The organism is Acinetobacter sp. YH12205, from assembly GCF_013418125.1.
Classification (GTDB): domain Bacteria; phylum Pseudomonadota; class Gammaproteobacteria; order Pseudomonadales; family Moraxellaceae; genus Acinetobacter; species Acinetobacter towneri.
Genome location: NZ_VPCQ01000004.1, coordinates 99637 through 120336, shown reverse-complemented (window position 1 = coordinate 120336; position 20700 = coordinate 99637). Strand labels below are relative to the sequence as shown.

15 protein-coding genes and 1 pseudogene are annotated in these 20700 nt (G+C 41.7%); 10 read left to right on the top strand and 6 right to left on the bottom strand.

All coding sequences use genetic code 11. From position 1 onward, the window contains the following. Positions 1 to 299 precede the first annotated feature (299 nt). The 8 genes from sdsA (at position 300) to FTU92_RS06635 (ending at position 11023) form a co-directional block, all read left to right on the top strand. A complete protein-coding gene (gene sdsA, locus FTU92_RS06670; protein WP_104853134.1) occupies positions 300 to 1277 on the top strand; it encodes an All-trans-nonaprenyl-diphosphate synthase in 978 nt (325 codons plus the stop codon). Between the two features lie 12 nt (positions 1278 to 1289). Continuing rightward, positions 1290 to 3350: a site-specific recombinase gene (locus tag FTU92_RS06665; protein WP_004972279.1), complete on the top strand. Its 2061-nt coding sequence runs from the start codon at positions 1290 to 1292 to the stop codon at positions 3348 to 3350. Between the two features lie 142 nt (positions 3351 to 3492). Further along, on the top strand, positions 3493 to 4110 hold the full coding sequence (locus FTU92_RS06660; RefSeq protein WP_004972280.1) for a phosphatase PAP2 family protein: 618 nt from the start codon (positions 3493 to 3495) through the stop codon (positions 4108 to 4110). 21 nt (positions 4111 to 4131) lie between these two features. After that, positions 4132 to 5394, top strand: a complete 1263-nt coding sequence (locus FTU92_RS06655) for an efflux RND transporter periplasmic adaptor subunit (protein WP_180095952.1) — start codon at positions 4132 to 4134, stop codon at positions 5392 to 5394. Between the two features lie 13 nt (positions 5395 to 5407). Next, the gene (locus FTU92_RS06650; RefSeq protein ID WP_004972283.1) at positions 5408 to 8587 is read left to right on the top strand and encodes an efflux RND transporter permease subunit; all 3180 of its coding nucleotides are present in this window, start codon (positions 5408 to 5410) and stop codon (positions 8585 to 8587) included. Then, complete coding sequence (adeK, locus tag FTU92_RS06645) at positions 8587 to 10032, top strand: multidrug efflux RND transporter AdeIJK outer membrane channel subunit AdeK (protein ID WP_180096039.1); 1446 nt, start codon at positions 8587 to 8589, stop codon at positions 10030 to 10032. Before FTU92_RS06650 ends, adeK begins: the two co-directional genes overlap by 1 nt. Before the next feature lie 141 nt (positions 10033 to 10173). Beyond that, positions 10174 to 10530, top strand: coding sequence for a YbjQ family protein (locus FTU92_RS06640; RefSeq protein WP_004972285.1), 357 nt, complete (start codon positions 10174 to 10176; stop codon positions 10528 to 10530). A gap of 31 nt (positions 10531 to 10561) precedes the next feature. After that, a complete protein-coding gene (locus FTU92_RS06635) occupies positions 10562 to 11023 on the top strand; it encodes a YbjQ family protein (protein WP_131260693.1) in 462 nt (153 codons plus the stop codon). A 27-nt stretch (positions 11024 to 11050) separates the two neighbouring features. Here the strand turns inward: FTU92_RS06635 and FTU92_RS06630 are convergent, their stop codons facing one another. The 3 genes from FTU92_RS06630 to FTU92_RS06620 form a co-directional block, all read right to left on the bottom strand. Further along, positions 11051 to 11785 (bottom strand): hypothetical protein, encoded by a 735-nt coding sequence (locus FTU92_RS06630; protein ID WP_096902728.1) that lies wholly within the window; start codon positions 11783 to 11785, stop codon positions 11051 to 11053. Between the two features lie 114 nt (positions 11786 to 11899). Continuing rightward, positions 11900 to 12706: an SDR family NAD(P)-dependent oxidoreductase gene (locus tag FTU92_RS06625; protein ID WP_179996902.1), complete on the bottom strand. Its 807-nt coding sequence runs from the start codon at positions 12704 to 12706 to the stop codon at positions 11900 to 11902. Positions 12707 to 12748: 42 nt separating this feature from the next. After that, positions 12749 to 13417, bottom strand: coding sequence for a hypothetical protein (locus FTU92_RS06620; RefSeq protein WP_004972289.1), 669 nt, complete (start codon positions 13415 to 13417; stop codon positions 12749 to 12751). Between the two features lie 251 nt (positions 13418 to 13668). Between FTU92_RS06620 and FTU92_RS06615 the strand changes: the two genes are divergently transcribed. Next, positions 13669 to 16563, top strand: coding sequence for a valine--tRNA ligase (locus tag FTU92_RS06615; RefSeq protein ID WP_180095950.1), 2895 nt, complete (start codon positions 13669 to 13671; stop codon positions 16561 to 16563). Positions 16564 to 16611: 48 nt separating this feature from the next. Here the strand turns inward: FTU92_RS06615 and FTU92_RS14095 are convergent, their stop codons facing one another. Both FTU92_RS14095 and FTU92_RS06605 read right to left on the bottom strand, forming a co-directional pair. Further along, complete coding sequence (locus FTU92_RS14095) at positions 16612 to 17727, bottom strand: hypothetical protein (RefSeq protein ID WP_257218770.1); 1116 nt, start codon at positions 17725 to 17727, stop codon at positions 16612 to 16614. A gap of 211 nt (positions 17728 to 17938) precedes the next feature. Then, a pseudogene (locus tag FTU92_RS06605) lies at positions 17939 to 18151 on the bottom strand (DUF559 domain-containing protein); the annotation flags it as partial. A gap of 149 nt (positions 18152 to 18300) precedes the next feature. Here FTU92_RS06605 and FTU92_RS06600 point away from each other — a divergent pair. Beyond that, positions 18301 to 18978, top strand: a complete 678-nt coding sequence (locus FTU92_RS06600) for a YetF domain-containing protein (protein ID WP_180095947.1) — start codon at positions 18301 to 18303, stop codon at positions 18976 to 18978. Positions 18979 to 19248: 270 nt separating this feature from the next. Here FTU92_RS06600 and FTU92_RS06595 read toward each other — a convergent pair whose 3' ends face one another. After that, a complete protein-coding gene (locus tag FTU92_RS06595; protein WP_180095945.1) occupies positions 19249 to 20532 on the bottom strand; it encodes an MFS transporter in 1284 nt (427 codons plus the stop codon). Positions 20533 to 20700 lie beyond the last annotated feature (168 nt).

The window sequence follows — 20700 nt, the reverse complement described above, 5'->3', positions numbered from 1 at the left end:
GTAAATGACTTTCTGCAGCCTCATCCATATTCAATGGATCAATCAATACAGACAGATTGTGTTGGCGTAAACTGCTGTGCTTGTTAAAATCATGCCCAACTTGAGCAAATAACTGAATTTACCCACAAAGTTATTGACTTCGTTTTCTAGTAGAATTAACAATTACAGCATTTGGCAGGTGCCTAACTATTGCATTCATTGCGTTATTTTCGCAGACTTAAGCAGTTTTCTTGGCTGTAACATAAGTTACAACTGATTCAACTAAGTTGTCATTCAATATTATTGAGGTTTCTCTTCACATGACCATCGACTTTAAGCAAGACATTCTCGCCCCTGTTGCTTCTGATTTTGCCGCGATGGATACATTTATTAATGAAGGGATTACCTCTAAAGTCGCGTTGGTGATGGCAGTCAGCAAACATGTAGTCGAAGCTGGCGGTAAGCGCATGCGTCCAATTATGTGCTTACTTGCTGCCAAAGCTTGTGGTGCAGAAGATTTAGAGCGTCAACGTAAACTGGCTGCAATTATTGAAATGCTGCATACCGCAACTTTGGTGCATGATGATGTGGTGGATGAGTCTGGTTTACGTCGTGGTCGACCTACTGCTAACGCCACTTGGAATAACCAAACAGCGGTTTTAGTCGGTGACTTTTTAATCTCCCGCGCCTTTGACTTATTGGTCGATTTAAACGATTTGGTATTGCTAAAAGACTTTTCTACAGGGACTTGTGAAATTGCCGAAGGTGAAGTTTTACAATTACAGGCACAGCATCAACCTGACACTACAGAACAAATTTATTTAGACATTATTCACGGCAAAACTTCACGTTTATTTGAACTTGCCACTGAAGGTGCAGCAATTTTAACAGGCACGCCACAGTACCGTGAGCCGTTGCGTTTATTTGCAGGACACTTTGGCAATGCCTTCCAAATTATTGATGATATTTTAGATTACACATCAGACGCTGAAACATTAGGTAAAAATATTGGCGATGATTTAATGGAAGGCAAACCAACTTTGCCTTTAATCTCTGCATTAAGAAATACCACTGGCGAACAACATCAAATTATTCGTCGCAGTATTGCGACAGGTGGTACTTCTGACCTCGATCAGGTTATTGCCATTGTGCAGTCCTCTGGCGCTCTCGATTATTGCCGCCAACGTGCCACAGAAGAAACAGAAGCCGCTATTGCCGCTTTAGAAGCACTGCCAGACTCGGAGTATCGTCAGGCCTTAAAGAATTTAGCCTTATTGGCTTTACATCGCATTCAATAATTTAAGCAGCTTATGCATATAAAACTCAACGATTTATTTAGAAAAATGCAAGAACAGCTGGATACACCAAAAGCTGTTCTGGATGAAAATCTGCTGATTGAACTGGTCAATCGTATCCGTCCAAGTGACACTCAAGATTTAGAAGAAACTCATCAAAAGTTTCAAGCTTTCTTACAAGCCTTGCTGCTGACACCCGATGCCAGCTCAACCTTGCAACATTTTGTTTTACGTCTAATCAATCAATACAAACAAACCAGTTTATATGCCGACACGGGAATTTTATCGCTCGATGGTTTTTGGAATCAGTTGTTTCAGCGTTTGGGCGCGCACTTTTTACCGCTGATTAATGATGAAAGCCAACTGCAAGATTTAGTCCGTCGAGTTTTTCCACTACGTAGTGATAAATACTGGCTCGACAATATTGAAGATACCGAATGGCAGCAATTATTTACTTTACTGAATCGCGGACATGGCGGACAAACACAAAAACGCCTGATTCGCAGTGAAATTATTAAAGCTCTAACAGTGCTGTCATATCGGGTCAGCGGCATTGGTTTATATCCTGAATTTATTAGTGCCTATCCTGAACTAAGTGAATATGATTCACCTTTTTTGGCACAAAACCGCGAAATCAACGAGTTTATTCAGCTTTATAAAGTTGCCGATCAACAACACGATCAAATCAGTGCCATTCAACCACCCGATGCCTCTCAAGCTTTGGTGATGATTGACCAATGTCATGATGTCAGCAGTAAAATTCGTCGTGCCACCAAACGAACTGGCGTCAGCATCAGTCTGACTTATTTATTGTCTTTACTGGAACAATGTTTAGAGCGGATTGAACTGTTACTGAATTTAATCGTGGCGCAAGACAAAGTCCGTTATGTTTCGGCAGGACAATTACTGGTAGATGTAACTGCGGCATTGTATAGCGAACGCAGTGTACGCTCCTTGCTTGCAGAAAACAGTGAGTTAATTGCCTTACAAGTCACTGAAAATGCAAGTAAAACGGGTGAGCATTATGTAAGTACCGACAAAGACGGCTTTTGGGGCATGTATAAAGCTGCGGCAGGTGCAGGTGTTTTAATTGCCACGATGGCGACTTTAAAAACCCTCGCCTCGCGTTTAGTGCTCGCTCCGATGATGCAGGCCATCATCAACAGCATGATTTATTCATTTGGTTTTATGCTGATTCATGTCTTGCACTTTACTGTTGCCACCAAACAACCCGCAATGACTGCTGCAGCATTGGCTTCTACGGTACAGCATCGTAAAGGCTCTAAAATGGCACAAATTGCCGAACTTGCTGCCTTAATTATTAATATTATCCGCACGCAGTTCGTCGCCATTTTGGGCAATATCTCGATTGCCATTCCAGTCGCAGCCTTAATTGCTTTTAGTTGGGATGCCATGTTGCATGAACCGTTGATGTCACATGCCAAAGCATCCAATATGCTGCACGACTTGAATCCGTTTACTTCACTTGCCATTCCACATGCCGCCATTGCAGGGGTATTTTTATTTCTGTCTGGTTTGATTGCAGGTTATTTCGATAACATGGCCGTGTATCGTAAAGTCGGGCCACGCCTAAAAGCCCATCTGCATTTAAAAAAGCTACTCGGGCAAGAACGTCTCAATATATTTGCCAATTATATAGAACGAAACTTAGGGGCTTTGGCAGGTAATTTCCTGTTCGGGATTATGCTCGGCAGTACCGCCACACTGGGTTATATTTTGGGTTTACCGATTGATATTCGCCACATTGCCTTCGCTTCTGCCAACTTTATTCAGGGTTTAATGAATATTAATGGCTCACCTGAAATTGGCCTGATTATTGTGTCCTTTTTAGGCGTACTGCTAATTGGTTTAACCAACTTATTTGTCAGCTTTACTTTAACCATTATTGTGGCATTGCGTGCGCGTCGGGTACGTTTTGAACAGTGGAAACCTTTGGCAAAATTGGTGCTGACTCACTTCTTAACCCGTCCAAGTGATTTCTTTTGGCCACCGAAACAACCAATTACAGTGGATGACGATTCATCCTCAAATACTGAACGAAATGCTAAAATTTAGTGCACATTTACATTGCGCACAAAGTAACAAAAAAAGAAATTCTTCTCATTTACATTGGCTTGAAATAAAGTGTACTGACTAGTACACTTTATTCCATTCATCAACCGTGCTCAAATCGGTTAAACTTACAGGGATTTTTAGCATGCCTAAAATACTGCTTTATCTCGGTAGTTTACTATTTATAATCAGTGTGTTAGTGCTAAACATTCCAAGTTGGCAACAATTTGATGTTGCCAGTGTGGAGTTTTTAAGTACCCAGCGCACCGCACATTTGAATCAATTGGCAATCACACTTTCTGTATTAGGTGGCATGCCATTTGTATTATTTTTAACCTGCCTATGGTGTTTCTATTTGGCATGGTATAAAAAATACACAAAAATTGTTTTTATCAGTGTAGGACTGGTCGTAAGTATTGCGCTTTCATGGCTGCTCAAATACCTATTCGCGCGACCCCGCCCGCCTGAAGCATTGCATTTGGTGGAAACTTTTGGCGCATCATTTCCAAGCGCTCATAGTTTTTATGCTGCAACTTTAGGTTGTTTGGTGATTTACCTGAGTTTGCAACATCCAGCGCATAAAATTTTGTCTGTGTGCGCGTGGTTATGGATGTTGCTGATGGGCATTTCCCGTGTGTATCTGGGAGTGCACTATCCTTCAGATGTCCTCTCTGGTTGGAGCATAAGTTTTATTTGGATCACATTGTGGTATCTGTTTTGCGCTCAATATCTGCAAGACAAACCAATACATAAGTTTAGATAAAAATCTAATAGAGGTGAAAGAATGATGTCTGCAAAGCTTTGGGCTCCTGCCCTGACTGCTTGCGCATTAGCCACAAGTTTAGCACTTGTGGGTTGTAGCAAAGATCCAAAAGATGCACAGCAAGCAGGTGCAGCTCAGCAAATGCCACCGACTGAGGTTGGCGTACTGGTGGCACAGCCACAAAGCGTGGAACAGTCTGTAGAACTGTCTGGACGTACCACAGCCTTTGAAATTTCAGAAGTTCGCCCACAAACCAGTGGTGTGGTTCTGAAACGTTTATTTACCGAAGGCAGCTACGTGCGTGAGGGTCAGGCGCTTTATGAAATTGACTCACGTACCAACCGTGCCAGTCTAGACAGTAGCCGTGCAGCACTCACCCGCCAGCAAGCGCAATTGAATGTGTTACGCATTAAAGAAGGTCGTTACCGTCAGTTGGTAGGCAGCAATGCAATCTCTAAACAAGAATATGATGACATTGTGGCACAGGTAAAACTTGCCGAAGCCGATGTTGCTGCGACTCAAGCAGAAGTACGCAATGCCGAAATTAACCTAGGCTATTCGACTGTACGTGCCCCAATTTCAGGGCAAACTAACCGCTCTATTGTGACTGCAGGTGCATTGGTTACTGCGAGTCAGGCGGAACCGTTGGTGACGATTCAACGCTTAGACCCAATTTATGTAGACATCAATCAGTCCAGCGCAGAGTTACTACGTTTACGTCAGCAATTGAGTCAAGGTAGTTTAAATAGCAGCAACAACACCAAAGTAAAATTAAAACTTGAAGATGGCAGCTACTACCCTGTTGAAGGTCGTTTGGCTTTTTCTGATGCCAGCGTGAACCCAGAAACAGGCACCGTGACTTTACGCGCCGTGTTCCCAAATTCAAATCATTTATTATTGCCAGGTATGTTTGCCACTGCGCAAATTGTGCAAGGTGTGATTCCTAACGCAATCTTAATTCCACAAGCTGCGATTAGCCGTACCCCAACAGGTCAGGCAATGGCAATGATTGTGAATGCCAAAGGTATTGTTGAACCGCGTCCTGTGACCACAGTTGGTACGCAAGGCAGCAACTGGATTGTGACTGAAGGTTTGCAAACTGGCGATAAAGTGATTGTCGAAGGTATTGCCAAAGTAAAACCTGAACAGCAAGTGGTCGCTAAGCCGTATCAACCGCAAGGCGCTGCTCCACAAGCCGCACCTGCTGCACCAGCAAAATCGGGTGATGCCCAACCAGCCTCAGAAGCCCAAGCCACTGAACCAAAAGCTACTTCAAATGCATAAGGAGTAGACGTTAATGGCTCACTTTTTTATTCATCGCCCCATTTTTGCATGGGTGATTTCATTGGTAATCATGTTGGCGGGGATTATTACCCTCACCAATATGCCAATTGCCCAATATCCGACCATTGCACCGCCAACGGTCACCATTGCTGCAACCTATCCGGGTGCATCTGCTGAAACTGTGGAAAACACAGTAACGCAAATTATTGAACAACAAATGAACGGTTTGGATGGTCTGCGCTATATTTCATCCAACAGTGCGGGGAACGGTTCTGCATCCATTACGTTAAACTTTGAACAAGGTATCGACCCAGATATTGCACAGGTTCAAGTACAGAACAAATTGCAATCTGCTACGGCGCTCTTGCCTGATGATGTGCAACGTCAAGGCGTGAAAGTGACCAAATCAGGAGCGAGCTTCTTACAGGTTCTCGCTTTTTATTCACCTGATGAAAGCCTGTCTGCCGATGATATTAAAGACTATGTTAACTCTAACATTTCTGAACCGCTGAGCCGTGTTGCAGGTGTGGGAGAAGTACAAGTCTTTGGTGGCTCATACGCGATGCGTATTTGGATGGACCCTGCCAAAATGGCGAGCTTGCAAGTCACACCAAGTGATATTGCTCAAGCGATTCGTACCCAAAACGCACAGGTTGCGGTAGGTCAATTGGGCGGCGCACCTGCAATTCAAGGTCAGGCTTTGAATGCTACAGTAACTGCGCAAAGCTTGCTGCAAACACCTGAACAATTCAGCAATATTTTTCTAAAAAATACCGCTTCAGGCGCTCAAGTGCGCTTGGGTGATGTGGCACGAATTGAACTTGGTGCAGACAACTATCAGTTTATTTCTAAATACAACGGCAAGCCTGCGGGCGGTGTCGCAATTAAATTATCTACAGGTGCTAACGCCCTAGATACTGCTGCTGCTGTGGAAGAACGCCTCAAGCAATTACGTCCTAACTACCCTGCGGGTTTAAAGGATGAGTTGGCTTTTGATACCACGCCATTTATTGAACTTTCGATTAAGAGTGTTGTTAAAACCTTAATTGAAGCGATCATTTTGGTCTTTATTGTGATGTTCCTGTTCTTGCAGAACTGGCGCGCCACAATTATTCCAACTATGGCCGTACCTGTGGTGGTACTGGGTACCTTTGCCGTGATCAACATGTTTGGCTTCTCGATTAACACCCTGACCATGTTTGCCATGGTACTGGCGATTGGTCTATTGGTCGATGACGCAATTGTCGTGGTGGAAAACGTAGAACGTGTCATGGTCGAAGAACATCTTGACCCTGTGGCGGCGACTGAAAAGTCGATGAAACAGATTTCAGGCGCACTGATCGGGATTACCTCGGTATTGTCTGCGGTATTCGTACCTATGGCATTCTTTGGTGGGACTACAGGCGTTATTTATCGTCAATTCTCAATTACGCTTGTGACTGCAATGGTGTTGTCACTGGTCGTAGCGTTGACCTTTACCCCTGCCCTATGTGCCACGATTCTTAAACAACACGATCCAAACAAGCCTGAAAGCAACGGTATTTTTGCGCGTTTCTTCCGCTGGTTTAACCGCAGTTTCGATAAGCTCTCGGTTAAATATCAAGGTGGTGTTAACCGCATGACGCATCATAAAATCTTCTCGGGGGTTTTATATGCAGTGGTACTGGGCATTATTGTGCTAGTGTTCCAAAAACTACCATCATCATTCTTGCCTGATGAAGATCAGGGCGTGGTGATGACATTGGTACAACTCCCACCAAATGCAACTTTGGAACGTACTGACGCCACCATGACCAGCATGACCAACTTTTTCAGAGAAAATGAAAAAGAGCATGTGCAGTCGGTATTTAGTGTTTCAGGCTTCTCTTTCTCAGGCGTTGGTCAAAACGCAGGTATGGCGTTCATTAAGTTAAAAGACTGGAGTGAGCGTACAAGCCCTGAATCTCAAGTTGGTGCAATTATCCAGCGTGGTATGGCACTGAACATGATTGTGAAAGATGCCACTTACATCATGCCATTACAGCTTCCTGCGATGCCAGAATTAGGTGTCAGCTCAGGCTTTAACTTGCAACTGAAAGATGCTGCGGGCAATGGTCATGAAAAACTCACCATGGCACGTAATATTGTGTTGGGTGAAGCATCTAAAGACCCTCGCTTAATGGGCGTACGTCCAAATGGTCAAGAAGATACACCACAGTACCGTATTATTATTGACCAAGCGCAAGCAGGTGCGGCAGGTGTCAGCATTGCTGAAATCAACAGCACCATGGGCATGGCTTGGGGTGGTTCGTACATCAATGACTTTATTGACCGTGGTCGCGTGAAAAAAGTCTATGTGCAAGCCGAATCTGATTCACGCATGATGCCTGAAGACCTGAACAAGTGGTATGTCCGCAACAACCGTGGTGAAATGGTGCCATTCTCTGCCTTTGCAACAGGTGAATGGACTTATGGTTCACCTCGTTTGGAACGCTATAACGGCGTATCTGCCAAGAACATTCAGGGTGCACCTGCGCCAGGTGTCAGCTCTGGTGAAGCCATGCAAGCGATGGAAGAAATTGTCGCAAAACTTCCATCTATGGGCTTAAACGGCTTTGACTATGAATGGACAGGTTTATCACTTGAAGAACGTGAATCGGGCGATCAGGCACCATTCCTCTATGCACTGTCATTACTGATTGTATTCTTGTGTTTGGCAGCCTTGTATGAAAGCTGGTCTATTCCATTCTCGGTGCTGTTGGTGGTACCGTTGGGTATTGTCGGAGCATTATTGCTCACCTTCGGGGGCATGATCTTGTTCAAAAACCCGAACCTATCCAACAACATTTACTTCCAAGTGGCAATTATTGCCGTGATTGGTTTATCAGCCAAAAACGCGATTTTGATTGTGGAATTTGCCAAAGAGCTACAAGAAAAAGGTGAAGACCTGTTTGAAGCGACCTTGCATGCTGCAAAAATGCGTTTACGCCCAATCATTATGACCACTTTGGCCTTTGGTTTTGGTGTATTGCCGCTTGCACTTTCATCAGGTGCGGGTGCAGGTAGCCAACACTCAGTAGGTTATGGTGTGTTAGGTGGTGTGATTAGCTCAACCTTGTTAGGGATCTTCTTTATTCCTGTATTCTATGTCTGGATTAGAAGTATCTTTAAATACAAACCAAAACAACAAAATAATCAGGAGCATGTATCGTGATGCAAAACTTATGGTCGCATACAGGCCGTGGTATTGCGGTTTCTGCCCTCGCGCTTGCTTTGACAGCTTGTCAAAGTATGCGTGGGCCAGAGCCCGTCGCTCAGGCAAGTATTCCAAGCAGCTATACTGCTGCTGCATCGGGTACTTCAGTGGCTGAACAAGGTTATAAAGATTTCTTTGCCGATCAACGCTTATTACAAGTTTTGGATATGGCATTGAACAATAACCGTGATTTACGCACAGCGACGCTGAATATCCAACGTGCCCAACAAGCCTATCAAATTACCGAAAACAACCAGTTACCTACCATTGGTGCTAGCGGTGGCGTACTGCGTCAAGACCAAGGTACTGCTTTAGGCACACACACACGCTATAACGTTGGTTTAGGTGTAACTGCCTACGAACTAGATTTTTGGGGTCGTGTACGCAGCTTAAAAGACAATGCATTAGATAACTTCTTGGCAACTCAAAGCTCGCGTGATGCCACACAAATTGCCTTGATTGGTCAGGTGGCGCAAGCATGGCTCAACTATTCTTTTGCCAATGCCAATTTAAAACTGGCAGACCAAACCTTAAAAACACAGCTTGAGTCTTATAACCTCAACAAAAAGCGTTTTGATGTCGGCATTGATAGTGAATTACCTGTCCGTCAGGCACAAATTTCAGTTGAAACTGCACGTAATGATGTCGCCAACTACAAAACCCAAGTCGCGCAAGCACAAAACTTGCTGAACTTGTTGGTGGGCGAACAAGTTCCAAGTGCGTTATTGCCAACGCAACGTGTGACGCGCATTACCAAAACTACCGCAATTGACGCTGGTTTACCAAGTGACTTGCTGAATAACCGTCCTGATATTCGTACTGCAGAGTATCGACTATCGGCTGCGGGTGCCAATATTGGTGCAGCAAAAGCACGTTTATTCCCAAGCATTAGCCTCACGGGCAATGCAGGCTATGCATCAACTGACTTGAGTGATTTGTTTAAATCAGGCAGTTTTGTTTGGGCAGTGGGCCCGAGCATCGACTTGCCAATTTTTGATTGGGGCACACGCCAAGCCAACATCAAAATTTCAGAAACGGATCAACAAATTGCTTTGGCTGACTATGAAAAATCAATTCAGTCTGCATTCCGTGAAGTGAATGATGCTTTGGCAGTTCGTCAAAATATTGGTGATCGTTTAGCGGCACAAAAACGCTTGGTTGATGCGACCAATACCACTTATAAATTATCTAATGCACGCTTCCGCGCAGGCATTGACAACTATTTAACCGTGTTGGATGCACAGCGTACGTCTTATGCAGCAGAACAAGGTTTATTGTTGTTGGAACAAGCCAATTTGAACAATCAGGTGGAGTTGTATAAATCTTTGGGTGGCGGTGTGAAAGCCAACACTTCAGATGCCACATCACAACCTGCATCATCGGCAGAACGTAAAGTGCAATAAGTCTTTGCGTCTACCTTAAATTTGCTGCTTAACAGCTCAGATATAAAGACTAAATCAGCTCACTTCGGTGGGCTTTTTTATTGCTTTTTGCAAGCACATTTCATATCTTCAATACGTCTTGTTTTTAAATATTAGAATCTTATGTTGCTTAGTAATCTTGAATCTGTACCAGGTCATCGTATTTCACGGCAAATTGATGTGGTCTATGGCAGCACCGTACGCAGTAAGCATGTGGGGCGTGACTTCTTGGCAGGACTCAAAAATATTGTCGGTGGTGAATTAACGGCTTATACCGAATTACTAGAAGAATCACGCCAAGAAGCGATGGATCGTATGATTGCTAAAGCACGTGGTTTAGGTGCCAATGCTATTGTTGGGATTCGCTTTTCTACTTCAAATATCGCTCAAGGTGCTTCGGAATTGTTTGTTTATGGTACAGCAGTGGTGGTCGAGGCAGATATTCCTAAACTTCCAGACCCATTTCCAGCATCACACTAAAGCAAAGATTATTGAACAGGAATAACATCACATGGATAATTTAATTCTGCAAATTGTTGTCTTTGCGATTTTATTTGCCGTAGGCTTTGGTTTTGGGCGACACAACGAACGCAAACATTTCAAATATTTAGCCGAGCAAGAACTGCGTTTAAGTTATATTCAGCTTGATAATAACCGCTTCCAGACCAGTCCCAATTTTGGGCAATTGATACACAGCAATGTGGTCATTTCTCATGATTATTTTAAGTTTGTGATTGCCAATATTCAGAACTTCTTTGGCGGGCGCTTGACCAGTTATGAAAGTATTGTCGAGCGGGCGCGTCGTGAAGCCATCGTCCGTTTAAAATTAGAAGCTGAAAAAATGGGCGCAAATCATATTATGGGGCTGCGTTTAAGCACCACAGAATTGGGGATGCAAGGCGGCATGGTCGAAGTCTTTGCTTATGGAACGGCGGTTCAAAATAGCGTTAGTCAATTCTCTGCAAAACGCTGAGTACATCTTTCAGCGTTTGTAAAGAATTTAGTATAAATACTGATCTCGATAAGGCTGAGGAATTTGATATTGCCGACCATCAAATTTTAAAGTGAAACGCTGTTGAGTAGACACTCGTTTAGTTTCTTTGCAATTTTCTAAATCGCCCGACATTTCATAATGTTGAATACGATCACGTAATTGCATATCAAAATATTGTCGAGTTGTATTTCGCAAGATCATTAAAATAGCTTTGCTTTCTATTACTTTGGCATTACAACGTGTATCGGTTTCTGCCTGATAGCGCGCTACGATTAAGCCGTTTAAAATTTTCTTGTTATGTTGTAAATCATATAAATCGAGTACTTGCGCCGAAAAAGGATTGGCACTTGAACGTCCTGCATAATTCCTTCTTAAACCAATTGCCCTTAAGCTTTCAGAAACTTGATACGGCGCCAAATCTAAATGGATAGAACGCAGTTCAATTGCATCTGAAGGCAAAAGCTCTTTCACGTGATAGATTGAATGAAGCTTTTGCGTTTTACTATTTACGGTTAAAAAAGTCAGCTGATAATCATCTACAGGTTGATCATCTTTTGTCTGAGTTTCAGCATAAGCAATTAAAGTTTGTTCAGTAACATTGGGGAAATCTGCACAAGCCAAAAAGTCCTCATTCACTGTGGTTGTATTTGTGTGCTGTCGTAAAATCTTTTCAATATATTCAGGTTGTTTACACAACGAATCATCGTTTGTTTGTAATTTGGCAAATGTCGTTTGAGTCATCCCTAAGAAAGCGAAAAGCCACGTGCTGATAAAAAAAACCTTTCATTATTAAACGCATGGCTCATCCTTCTTTTTGTTTTTATTATTTTATTTTGAAGTCACTTTGATTAAAAATTACTTCACTTTGGTTTTACGAATCATTTTATATAAAGTACTTGGCGATAAACGCGACACCAACACGCCCAGTTTTTCTTTAGCGCCCCCGACCACGATATATTCATCGCCTGCCATGAGTGCTTTAACTGTATTTTTAGCAAAAACATCGGCATCTAAACCATTTTCAATGGCTTCATCTTGATGTCCTTGTGGTTTGCCTTCACCATTCAACGCATTAAAAGACACATTGGTATTCACAAATCCTGGGAAAACAACTGAAACCTGTACGCCCTGCTCCGCAACTTCGGCACGCAAACTATTCGCCCACATGTGAATAGCACTTTTCGCTGCAGAATATGACGCGCGATATTGCGTACCCAATAATGCTGCAACACTAGATACAAAAATAATGCGGCCATGTTTTTGCTGCAAAAAGGTCGGCAAAACGGTTTTGGTCAGAAAGACCTGAGAAAAATAGTCCACTTCCATAATGGTGCGTTCGGTTTGCATAGTGGTATCAGTAATTAAAGCACGCTGACTTAAACCTGCATTATTGATTAGCCAGTCAATGCGTCCTTTACGTGCCAAAACTTGCTCATAGGCATGTAACACCTGACTTTCATTGGTAATATCTGCACATACAGAAAGATGACGTTCAGGATTCAGCAAACTCACGCGTACTTTTTCAAGTTCTTCATAACGACGTGCGGTTAAAATCACTTGTGCACCTTGTAAAGCACACTCTTTTGCCAATGCCTTACCAATGCCAGCAGATGCACCTGTAATCCACACCACTTTATGTTCCAAGTTTTCCCGTTTTGCCATAACCGTTTGTCCGCGTTATTTAAAAATTTAAGTCATCAAAATTTAAGTCTTAGGTTTTGCAGGATGCTGCAAAAACCCAAGAAAATGGTTTAAATATATCTCTGCACTTTCCAAATCGAATTGCGCACCCATTTTTTCTAGGCGTTTATACCCCAGTTGCGTAGTCAAATGAATCACGCCGTTTAAAGTTTTATCGACCACCAAATTAAATTTCAGCATTTTTTTCGGATCACGAATTAAATAACCCACGCCCTGATCAATAATTTGAGTAAACCCTTTAAATGCAGGCGCAATACATGCACTGTTGCCCTGCCGAATTTGCTCAATACAACCCAACGTTTCTTTCATAACAATACTATCGACAGGATAAGTCACAAAACCTTGCCCTTCCTGCTGATACATCATGCTTGCCAGATAATTCACCATAGGCGTTAAGCGTTCATTGCCAAAAAACGACACCGACCATGGCATATATTTTTGCATGGTTTGTATGACTTGCTGAATAATTTTTTCAGATTCACCATCCAGTGAATGACTAGAACGTGACAATTCACCAAAAAGTTGCTCAATAATTTCACAAGAAATATCGGTCAGTACCGCCCCCAAAGCTTTAGATAAACTTTCCGATTCACCTGCATTGAGTTGTTGATGAATGTGTTGAAATCTTTGATATGTTTCTGGTTTTAATTTTAAAGATACAGCATAAGTCATAACTGAACTTGCCTATTTTGACCGCATTGATGTGTTTTCATCTATTTTAAAATCCATTGCTTTAACCCAGTTTAAAACAGTGTTACAGGCAACGGAGAACTTGAAGTTTTTATCATACTTGTCGCCCATCATACGATGAGTTTGCCCAACTGCCAATTGCGATAAGTTTGGCTGAGTTGAATCTCGCTTAGCGGGCAATTTTTTTGCTACAATAGTTGCAATTTTTTATTCACTTTTAACCTGTTCTTACTATGACTGATTCAGCGCAAAATATTGCTACAACCTACGATCCTACCGAGATCGAGAAAAAATGGTACAAGACTTGGGAAGAAAACGGCTACTTTAAGCCGTCTGAAAAAGGCGAATCATTCTGTATCATGATTCCGCCGCCAAACGTCACAGGTAGCTTGCACATGGGTCATGGTTTTAACAACGCCATTATGGATGCCCTCACGCGCTTTAACCGTATGTCGGGTAAAAATACCTTATGGCAACCGGGTACAGACCACGCGGGTATTGCCACACAAATGGTAGTAGAGCGTCAATTGGGCGCGCAAAATATCAGCCGCCATGACTTAGGTCGTGAAAAATTCATCGAAAAAGTCTGGGAATGGAAAGAACAATCTGGCGGTAACATTACCCGTCAAATCCGCCGTTTAGGTTCTTCGGTAGATTGGTCACGTGAACGCTTCACTATGGACGAAGGCTTATCGAATGCGGTGAAAGAAGTTTTCGTGAAACTACACGAAGAAGGTTTAATTTACCGCGGCAAACGCCTTGTAAACTGGGATCCAAAATTACAAACTGCCCTTTCTGACTTAGAAGTTGAGTCGGATAAAGAAGAACAAGGTTCATTGTGGCACTTCAAATATTTCTTTGAAGATAAATCACTACGCACTCACGATGGTAAAGATCACATTGTAGTGGCAACCACTCGTCCTGAAACATTGCTGGGTGATACTGCGGTTGCGGTTGCCCTTGATGATGAGCGTTACTCGCACCTTGTTGGTCAAAACATCATCCTCCCAATTACAGGTCGTGCCGTTCCAATCGTAAAAGATGAGTATGTCGATAAAGAATTCGGTACAGGTTGTGTAAAAATTACCCCTGCACACGACTTCAATGACTATGAAGTGGGTAAACGCTGCGAATTGCCAATCATCAATATCTTCAACAAAAATGCTGAAGTATTGGCTGAGTTTGAATATATTGCGAAAGCAGGCGAACAAATTTCTAAAACCATTCCTGCACCTGCAGACTACATTGGTTTAGAGCGTTTTGAAGCACGTAAAAAATTAGTTGAACAAGCGGAAAGCGAAGGTTGGTTAGATCAAATCCAACCGTACACCTTGAAACCACCTCGCGGTGACCGTTCGGGCGTAATTGTTGAGCCATTATTGACTGACCAATGGTATGTGAAAATTGCACCGTTAGCGCAACCTGCAATTGAAGCGGTGCAAGATGGTCGCATCAAGTTCGTGCCTGAGCAATACAGCAATATGTATATGGCGTGGATGAACAACATTCAAGACTGGTGTATCTCGCGTCAATTGTGGTGGGGTCACCGTATTCCTGCTTGGTACGATGCTGAAGACAATGTTTATGTAGGTCGAAACGAAGAAGAAGTTCGTGCGAAAAACAATATCCCTGCCGATATTCAATTAAACCAAGACGAAGACGTACTGGATACATGGTTCTCCTCTGCACTTTGGACATTCTCGACCTTAGGTTGGACGGGTGATGCCAAGAAAGATGCAGAAAACTACTTCTTAAACACCTTCCATCCAACAGATGTATTGGTCACTGGCTTTGACATCATCTTTTTCTGGGTTGCCCGCATGATCATGCTGACCATGCACTTCATGAAAAATGAAGATGGTACGCCACAAGTGCCGTTCAAAACTGTGTATGTACATGGTTTGGTACGTGATGGCGAAGGTCAGAAGATGTCGAAGTCTAAGGGCAACGTACTTGACCCATTAGACTTGATTGATGGTGTAGATCTTGAAACTTTAGTGCAAAAACGTACGACAGGTTTGATGAACCCGAAACAAGCAGCGAAAATTGAAAAATCGACCCGCAAAGAATTCCCAGAAGGGATTCAGGCTTACGGTACAGACGCTGTTCGTTTTACCTTCTGTGCATTGGCAAACACAGGTCGTGACATCAAGTTTGATATGAAACGTGTGGAAGGTTATCGTAACTTTGCCAACAAAATTTGGAATGCAACTCGTTTTGTATTGATGAATGTTGAAGGTCAAACGGTTGGTCAAGAAGCACGTCAAGACCTTTGGGAATTGCCTGAACAGTGGATTGTGAGCCGTTTACAAAAGGCAGAGCAAGCCGTTCATCAAGCCTTTGCAACTTACCGTTTAGACTTGGCTGCGCAAGCGATTTATGACTTTATCTGGAATGAATACTGTGACTGGTATGTAGAGCTGACCAAACCTGTTCTGAATGATGAATCTGTTTCTGAAGAACGCAAAGCAGAAGTTCGTCGTGTATTGCTTGCAGTGATGGAAGCTTCGTTACGTCTTGCTCACCCAATCATGCCGTACTTGACGGAAGAAATTTGGCAAACCCTTGCACCAATGATTGGCTTGGGTGGCGAAACCATTATGTTGGCAAACTACCCTGTTGCAGATGAAGCCAAAATCAACGAACAAGCCGAAGCAGATATGCAATGGCTACAAGGTTTGATTGGTGCGGTGCGTAACATTCGTGGTGAAATGGGTCTAGGTAATGCACGTTTATTGCCTGTACTTTTACAGAACACGACTGAAGCAGAAAAAGCACAAATTTCTCGTATTGAGCCGTTGTTTAAAGCATTGGCAAAAGTTGAGAACATTACCTTCTTGGCGGATGGTGAACAACCACCATTGTCTTCTTCTTCTGTAGTCGGCCATGTGTCTGTATTTGTTCCAATGAAGGGTTTAATTGACCCGAAAGCGGAATTGGGGCGCCTACAAAAAGACTTAGACAAGGTTCAAAAGCAGCATGACCAAATTGCCACTAAACTTAGCAATGAAGGTTTTGTAGCTAAAGCCCCTGCGGCTGTGGTTGAAGGCGAGAAAGTGAAACTTGCTGAATTTGCAGATCAGTTAGCGAAAATTAAAGCGAATATGGAGCAGATTGCGGCGCTTTAATGTGTTGTTAGTTTGATCTAAAATCCCCTCAATTGAGGGGATTTTTATTTAGTCATCTTCCCAATCAAACTCATCATCCCAATTGATATGAGAAGAATCATATAAATAACGAGTAAAATTAAATTCATCCAAGTTTGCATAAAATTGAATTAGCTTGTTCACTTCTTGATTAACTATATTTTCTTGCTCTAATTTTAATTTAGGTAAATGTATATCATGGCGACCACTTTCAGCTGCGAAAATATTACCTTGATCATATATTGCTTCTGTCTTGTAATTACCTTTTGCTAAATCATAACCAAGATACTGAGCAAATTTTTGCCATTTCCATGCTTCAATCAAATTATTCTCTTTTAATTCTTTGATTTCATCAAAGCTATCACAGACGATTCGATCGAATATTTCTCTCAGGCATCCTTCATCACCACGTTTTGCTAATGCCAATTCTATATCTGATGGATAAGTTGAATAACTATAGTTCTCTATATCTTCATCAACGTCTTCATAATCATCATTATCTCTAAATTGGTAAAGTTCTAGCTGAGCAGGAAAACTTCCTAAATCAGCAGCTATTTTCAAATACTTTACATAGTTCTCTTTATATTCATCATTCTGTTCTTTTTCTTGAATAAAATAATCTAAGTCTGGCTTCCAAGTTGGACTAATTTCTTGACCTTGCAAATATCTATGATACAGATAGTTCATATCTTTATTTTGTTCATCAAAATCATTTTCACAATCACTATAAAATTGTGCAATCAAATATGGATAAATCGAATATTCAGGAAACTCTATAAAAGTTTTTTTTAGGCGGGTTAGTACATTATTTCGTATTGATTCATCATCTAGGGCTTCTCGAACAAGCTTACTAATTTCTTCAGCTGTTAAATATAAAAAATGATAATCTGAAATATATTTTTGAAACACTGGGGCTACAGTAAGTGATATATTTAATTCCCCACAACGTTCTACAAACAACTCTGCATTCAATTGATCATCTATTGAATCTATATAAATTGGGTAAGAACTTAGTTTTAAACTATTAAATTTTTTAAAACCAAAAAGTGCTGCAACTATTTCATTTATATGAGAACGTTTAATCTCTATATTATGAGATTTAATAGCTTGTTGGATTTCAAAAGCTAATGTGCTAATAGTAGACATGTTTATCCTTAAAATTGTTTCTTAGAATCAAAATTGGACACACGTTTAAACTTTTGAATCTAATAACGAAACAAAATAAAGAAAACATTTAAGAAGATTTGGTTACTCAATATAAGAATTGATTTGTCTTTTTTTACTCGTGTGTAAGTAAGGTGGACACCTATACTTCATAATAACAATCAAAAGATAAAAATCAAGTCTTTTATAACTTCCCAATTTTGCTTATTCCCAACTCAATGACCAAGCCAATTTCATGACAGTAAAAATCTACAATATACGGTTCAATGACCTGCTGACGTCTAAATTTAAGCTCCATAAAGCGTTTGGCACGAAGTCGCTGCTACAGCAAATTTTCAGCATCCCTAGCAACATGACGCATAGCTTTGGCAAATTGTAAGAGTTGCGGATTCATCTTCTTATTCATTATTTTTGTATTTATAGTTTTTAGGCAATATAACAAATTTCTATGTTTCTAAACCACTCAAATAATTGCAGTTCTTTACTCAAAACCACTATTTTACCCACTCAATTTAAGCATAGTATCAAGCATCAAAATAACAAAATAGACAATCTATGGATTGGTTCACCATCTTTATTCACGATACTACATGGGCATTTGTTGCCGAATTAATGATTCGGGCAGCACTCATGTTTAGCATGATTATTATATTTTTGCGCCTTACAGGGAAACGCGGAGTACGCCAGCTTTCCATTTTTGAATTGGCCATTATTTTATCGCTCGGTTCTATTGCGGGCGACCCTATGTTCACTGAAGATTTACCCTTGGTACATGCCTTGGTGGTGATGACAGTGGTGATTGGGATGTATCGCCTGACCACATGGCTCATGATGAAATACCAACCCTTTGAAGATTTGATTGAAGGTAAATCGCTATATATTGTAGAAGATGGTGAATTGGTCTTAGAAAAAATTAAGTACGGTAAAATGTCGCATGATGAATTCTTTGCCGAAATGCGCCAACAAGGTGTGGAGCATTTGGGACAAGTACGTGTCGGTTTACTAGAAACTGATGGCAAATTCAGCATGTTATTTTTTCATGACGGTGCCACACGCTATGGTTTACCCTTATTTCCTAAAGCTTGCCAACCCGTGTACCGCACAACTCCAAACACATATTATGCCTGCATGTATTGTGGGCATGTCCGTTTACTTGAACACGCCAATGAAGCCTGTCCGCGTTGTAATCACCAACAATGGACACTGGCAATCAATACTGCATATCGCAGCTAGAATATGTTGATTTTAGCTGCAACACACCTCTATGCGACTTAAATTGTCGCAGGATTGTCATAATTTAAAGTTATACTGCCTGCGCTGCCGAAGTGAAGCACTGAAAGCGCAAATAATAATTTTTAAAAATACAAAAACCAGATCGGTATTTGCTTCAATGTGGATACCTTTTATACTCCAGCGACTCTTTAAGGGTCGCTTTTATTTTTTCCACGCAATGACTTTTTAACGTGGTTTAGGTCTGTCATCCTGTCTTGATGATCTACCTTCTTATTTAAGTGCTGATGATTGAACGCTTTTCGCAAGCTTTGCCCATTTCCAGATCAGTACAAAGCATAGAATCGCAACAATACAAATCAACAGTAAATAATTCGCGTAGCCTAAAGCATCGCCTAAGATTCCACTCAGGGTATAAAGTACCCCGCTCACAGTCGCCATAATCGCAACCTGAAATGTAAAATCAGTCCCTGCATATTGTTTACGACTGTACTGCATAATCAAGGTTAGCATCACTACAAGTAACATGGCAGAGCAAAAATCTTCCGCAGCATTAATGCTATAAATCAGCCAGTGTGCCACATCAACTTGCTGTTCATACAATTCAGCCAAATAAGCATAGGCCACTAAACTCAAAATTTTAAGCACAGAAAAAATGATGAGGGCATGCGCTCTAGACCACCATTTCAGCATCAACCCTGCGATGCCTGCACCCAACAAAGCGGCCATTGCTCCCAACATGGTCACATAAATGCCAATTTGAGAAAAGCTTAAGCCTAAATCTACCATTAAAGGTTTTAATAAAGGGCCAGCCAAACCATCGGCAATTTTAAAGCTGAGTAACACCCATAGCCATGCGTACAGTACAGGCGTTTCCACAAAATAGCGCAGATATTCACGAATCGCAGCAAGACGTGCGTGAAATGACATTTTACTTTGAGCTTGAACAAGCACTTGTTTAGCAGCATGTTGTGGCTCTTTAAACATTAAAATTGGCAAGGTATTTAAAAACACCAATCCCGCTAAAATTAAGAAAGTTTTTTGCCAATCTAGCCAATCCAATGCCCACAGAATTGCACCACCACCCACAATAAAGCCCAGTCGTGAACCAACCACCTGAAAGGTATTACCCCAATGTTGCTGTTTGGCTTGTAAAATATTGACCGCCAAACCATCGGTGGCAATATCTTGGGTTGCACCGACCAAGTTCATACCGAGCAAAGCCACAAAAAACACCCACAAATATATAGGATGATTTAAGGACTCAATCGGTAAAAAGGACAGCCCAATCAGCACCAAAACACTCAGCCACTGGCACGGCAAAATCCAGCTACGATAATGCCCAAAATATGAATGTCCAAAGCGATCCACCAAAGGTGCCCAAAACACTTTGATTGACCATGGCAGCATTAACAAACCGAAACCGCCAATATGTGCCAAAGACACACCTTGCGCACGTAAAATCACAGGCAAGGCATGGGTCATAAAACCAACAGGCAAGCCCTGCGCCCAATACAGAGAAAATAACAACAAATAAGTTTGGCGCAAATTGGGCATAGCATCTCAATTTAGATATGGGCAAAAGATCAAAAAAACGCAGTACTACACTAAAATTTTGAATAATGGATTGTTATTTTTCATCACTTTCACATTCAGATTTCGACTATTTTGCCAATGAATCAGACAAAGCGAAAGTCTAATATCTTGAATAGATTTAGATTCATG

What these genes read in the sequence shown, in the direction of transcription:
- sdsA (WP_104853134.1), top strand. Translation starts at nt 300, where the DNA reads ATGACCATCGACTTTAAGCAAGACATTCTCGCCCCTGTTGCTTCTGAT.
- FTU92_RS06665 (WP_004972279.1), top strand. Translation starts at nt 1,290, where the DNA reads ATGCATATAAAACTCAACGATTTATTTAGAAAAATGCAAGAACAGCTG.
- FTU92_RS06660 (WP_004972280.1), top strand. Translation starts at nt 3,493, where the DNA reads ATGCCTAAAATACTGCTTTATCTCGGTAGTTTACTATTTATAATCAGT.
- FTU92_RS06655 (WP_180095952.1), top strand. Translation starts at nt 4,132, where the DNA reads ATGATGTCTGCAAAGCTTTGGGCTCCTGCCCTGACTGCTTGCGCATTA.
- FTU92_RS06650 (WP_004972283.1), top strand. Translation starts at nt 5,408, where the DNA reads ATGGCTCACTTTTTTATTCATCGCCCCATTTTTGCATGGGTGATTTCA.
- adeK (WP_180096039.1), top strand. Translation starts at nt 8,587, where the DNA reads ATGCAAAACTTATGGTCGCATACAGGCCGTGGTATTGCGGTTTCTGCC.
- FTU92_RS06640 (WP_004972285.1), top strand. Translation starts at nt 10,174, where the DNA reads ATGTTGCTTAGTAATCTTGAATCTGTACCAGGTCATCGTATTTCACGG.
- FTU92_RS06635 (WP_131260693.1), top strand. Translation starts at nt 10,562, where the DNA reads ATGGATAATTTAATTCTGCAAATTGTTGTCTTTGCGATTTTATTTGCC.
- FTU92_RS06630 (WP_096902728.1), bottom strand. Translation starts at nt 11,785, where the DNA reads ATGACTCAAACGACATTTGCCAAATTACAAACAAACGATGATTCGTTG.
- FTU92_RS06625 (WP_179996902.1), bottom strand. Translation starts at nt 12,706, where the DNA reads ATGGCAAAACGGGAAAACTTGGAACATAAAGTGGTGTGGATTACAGGT.
- FTU92_RS06620 (WP_004972289.1), bottom strand. Translation starts at nt 13,417, where the DNA reads ATGACTTATGCTGTATCTTTAAAATTAAAACCAGAAACATATCAAAGA.
- FTU92_RS06615 (WP_180095950.1), top strand. Translation starts at nt 13,669, where the DNA reads ATGACTGATTCAGCGCAAAATATTGCTACAACCTACGATCCTACCGAG.
- FTU92_RS14095 (WP_257218770.1), bottom strand. Translation starts at nt 17,727, where the DNA reads ATGTCTACTATTAGCACATTAGCTTTTGAAATCCAACAAGCTATTAAA.
- FTU92_RS06600 (WP_180095947.1), top strand. Translation starts at nt 18,301, where the DNA reads ATGGATTGGTTCACCATCTTTATTCACGATACTACATGGGCATTTGTT.
- FTU92_RS06595 (WP_180095945.1), bottom strand. Translation starts at nt 20,532, where the DNA reads ATGCCCAATTTGCGCCAAACTTATTTGTTGTTATTTTCTCTGTATTGG.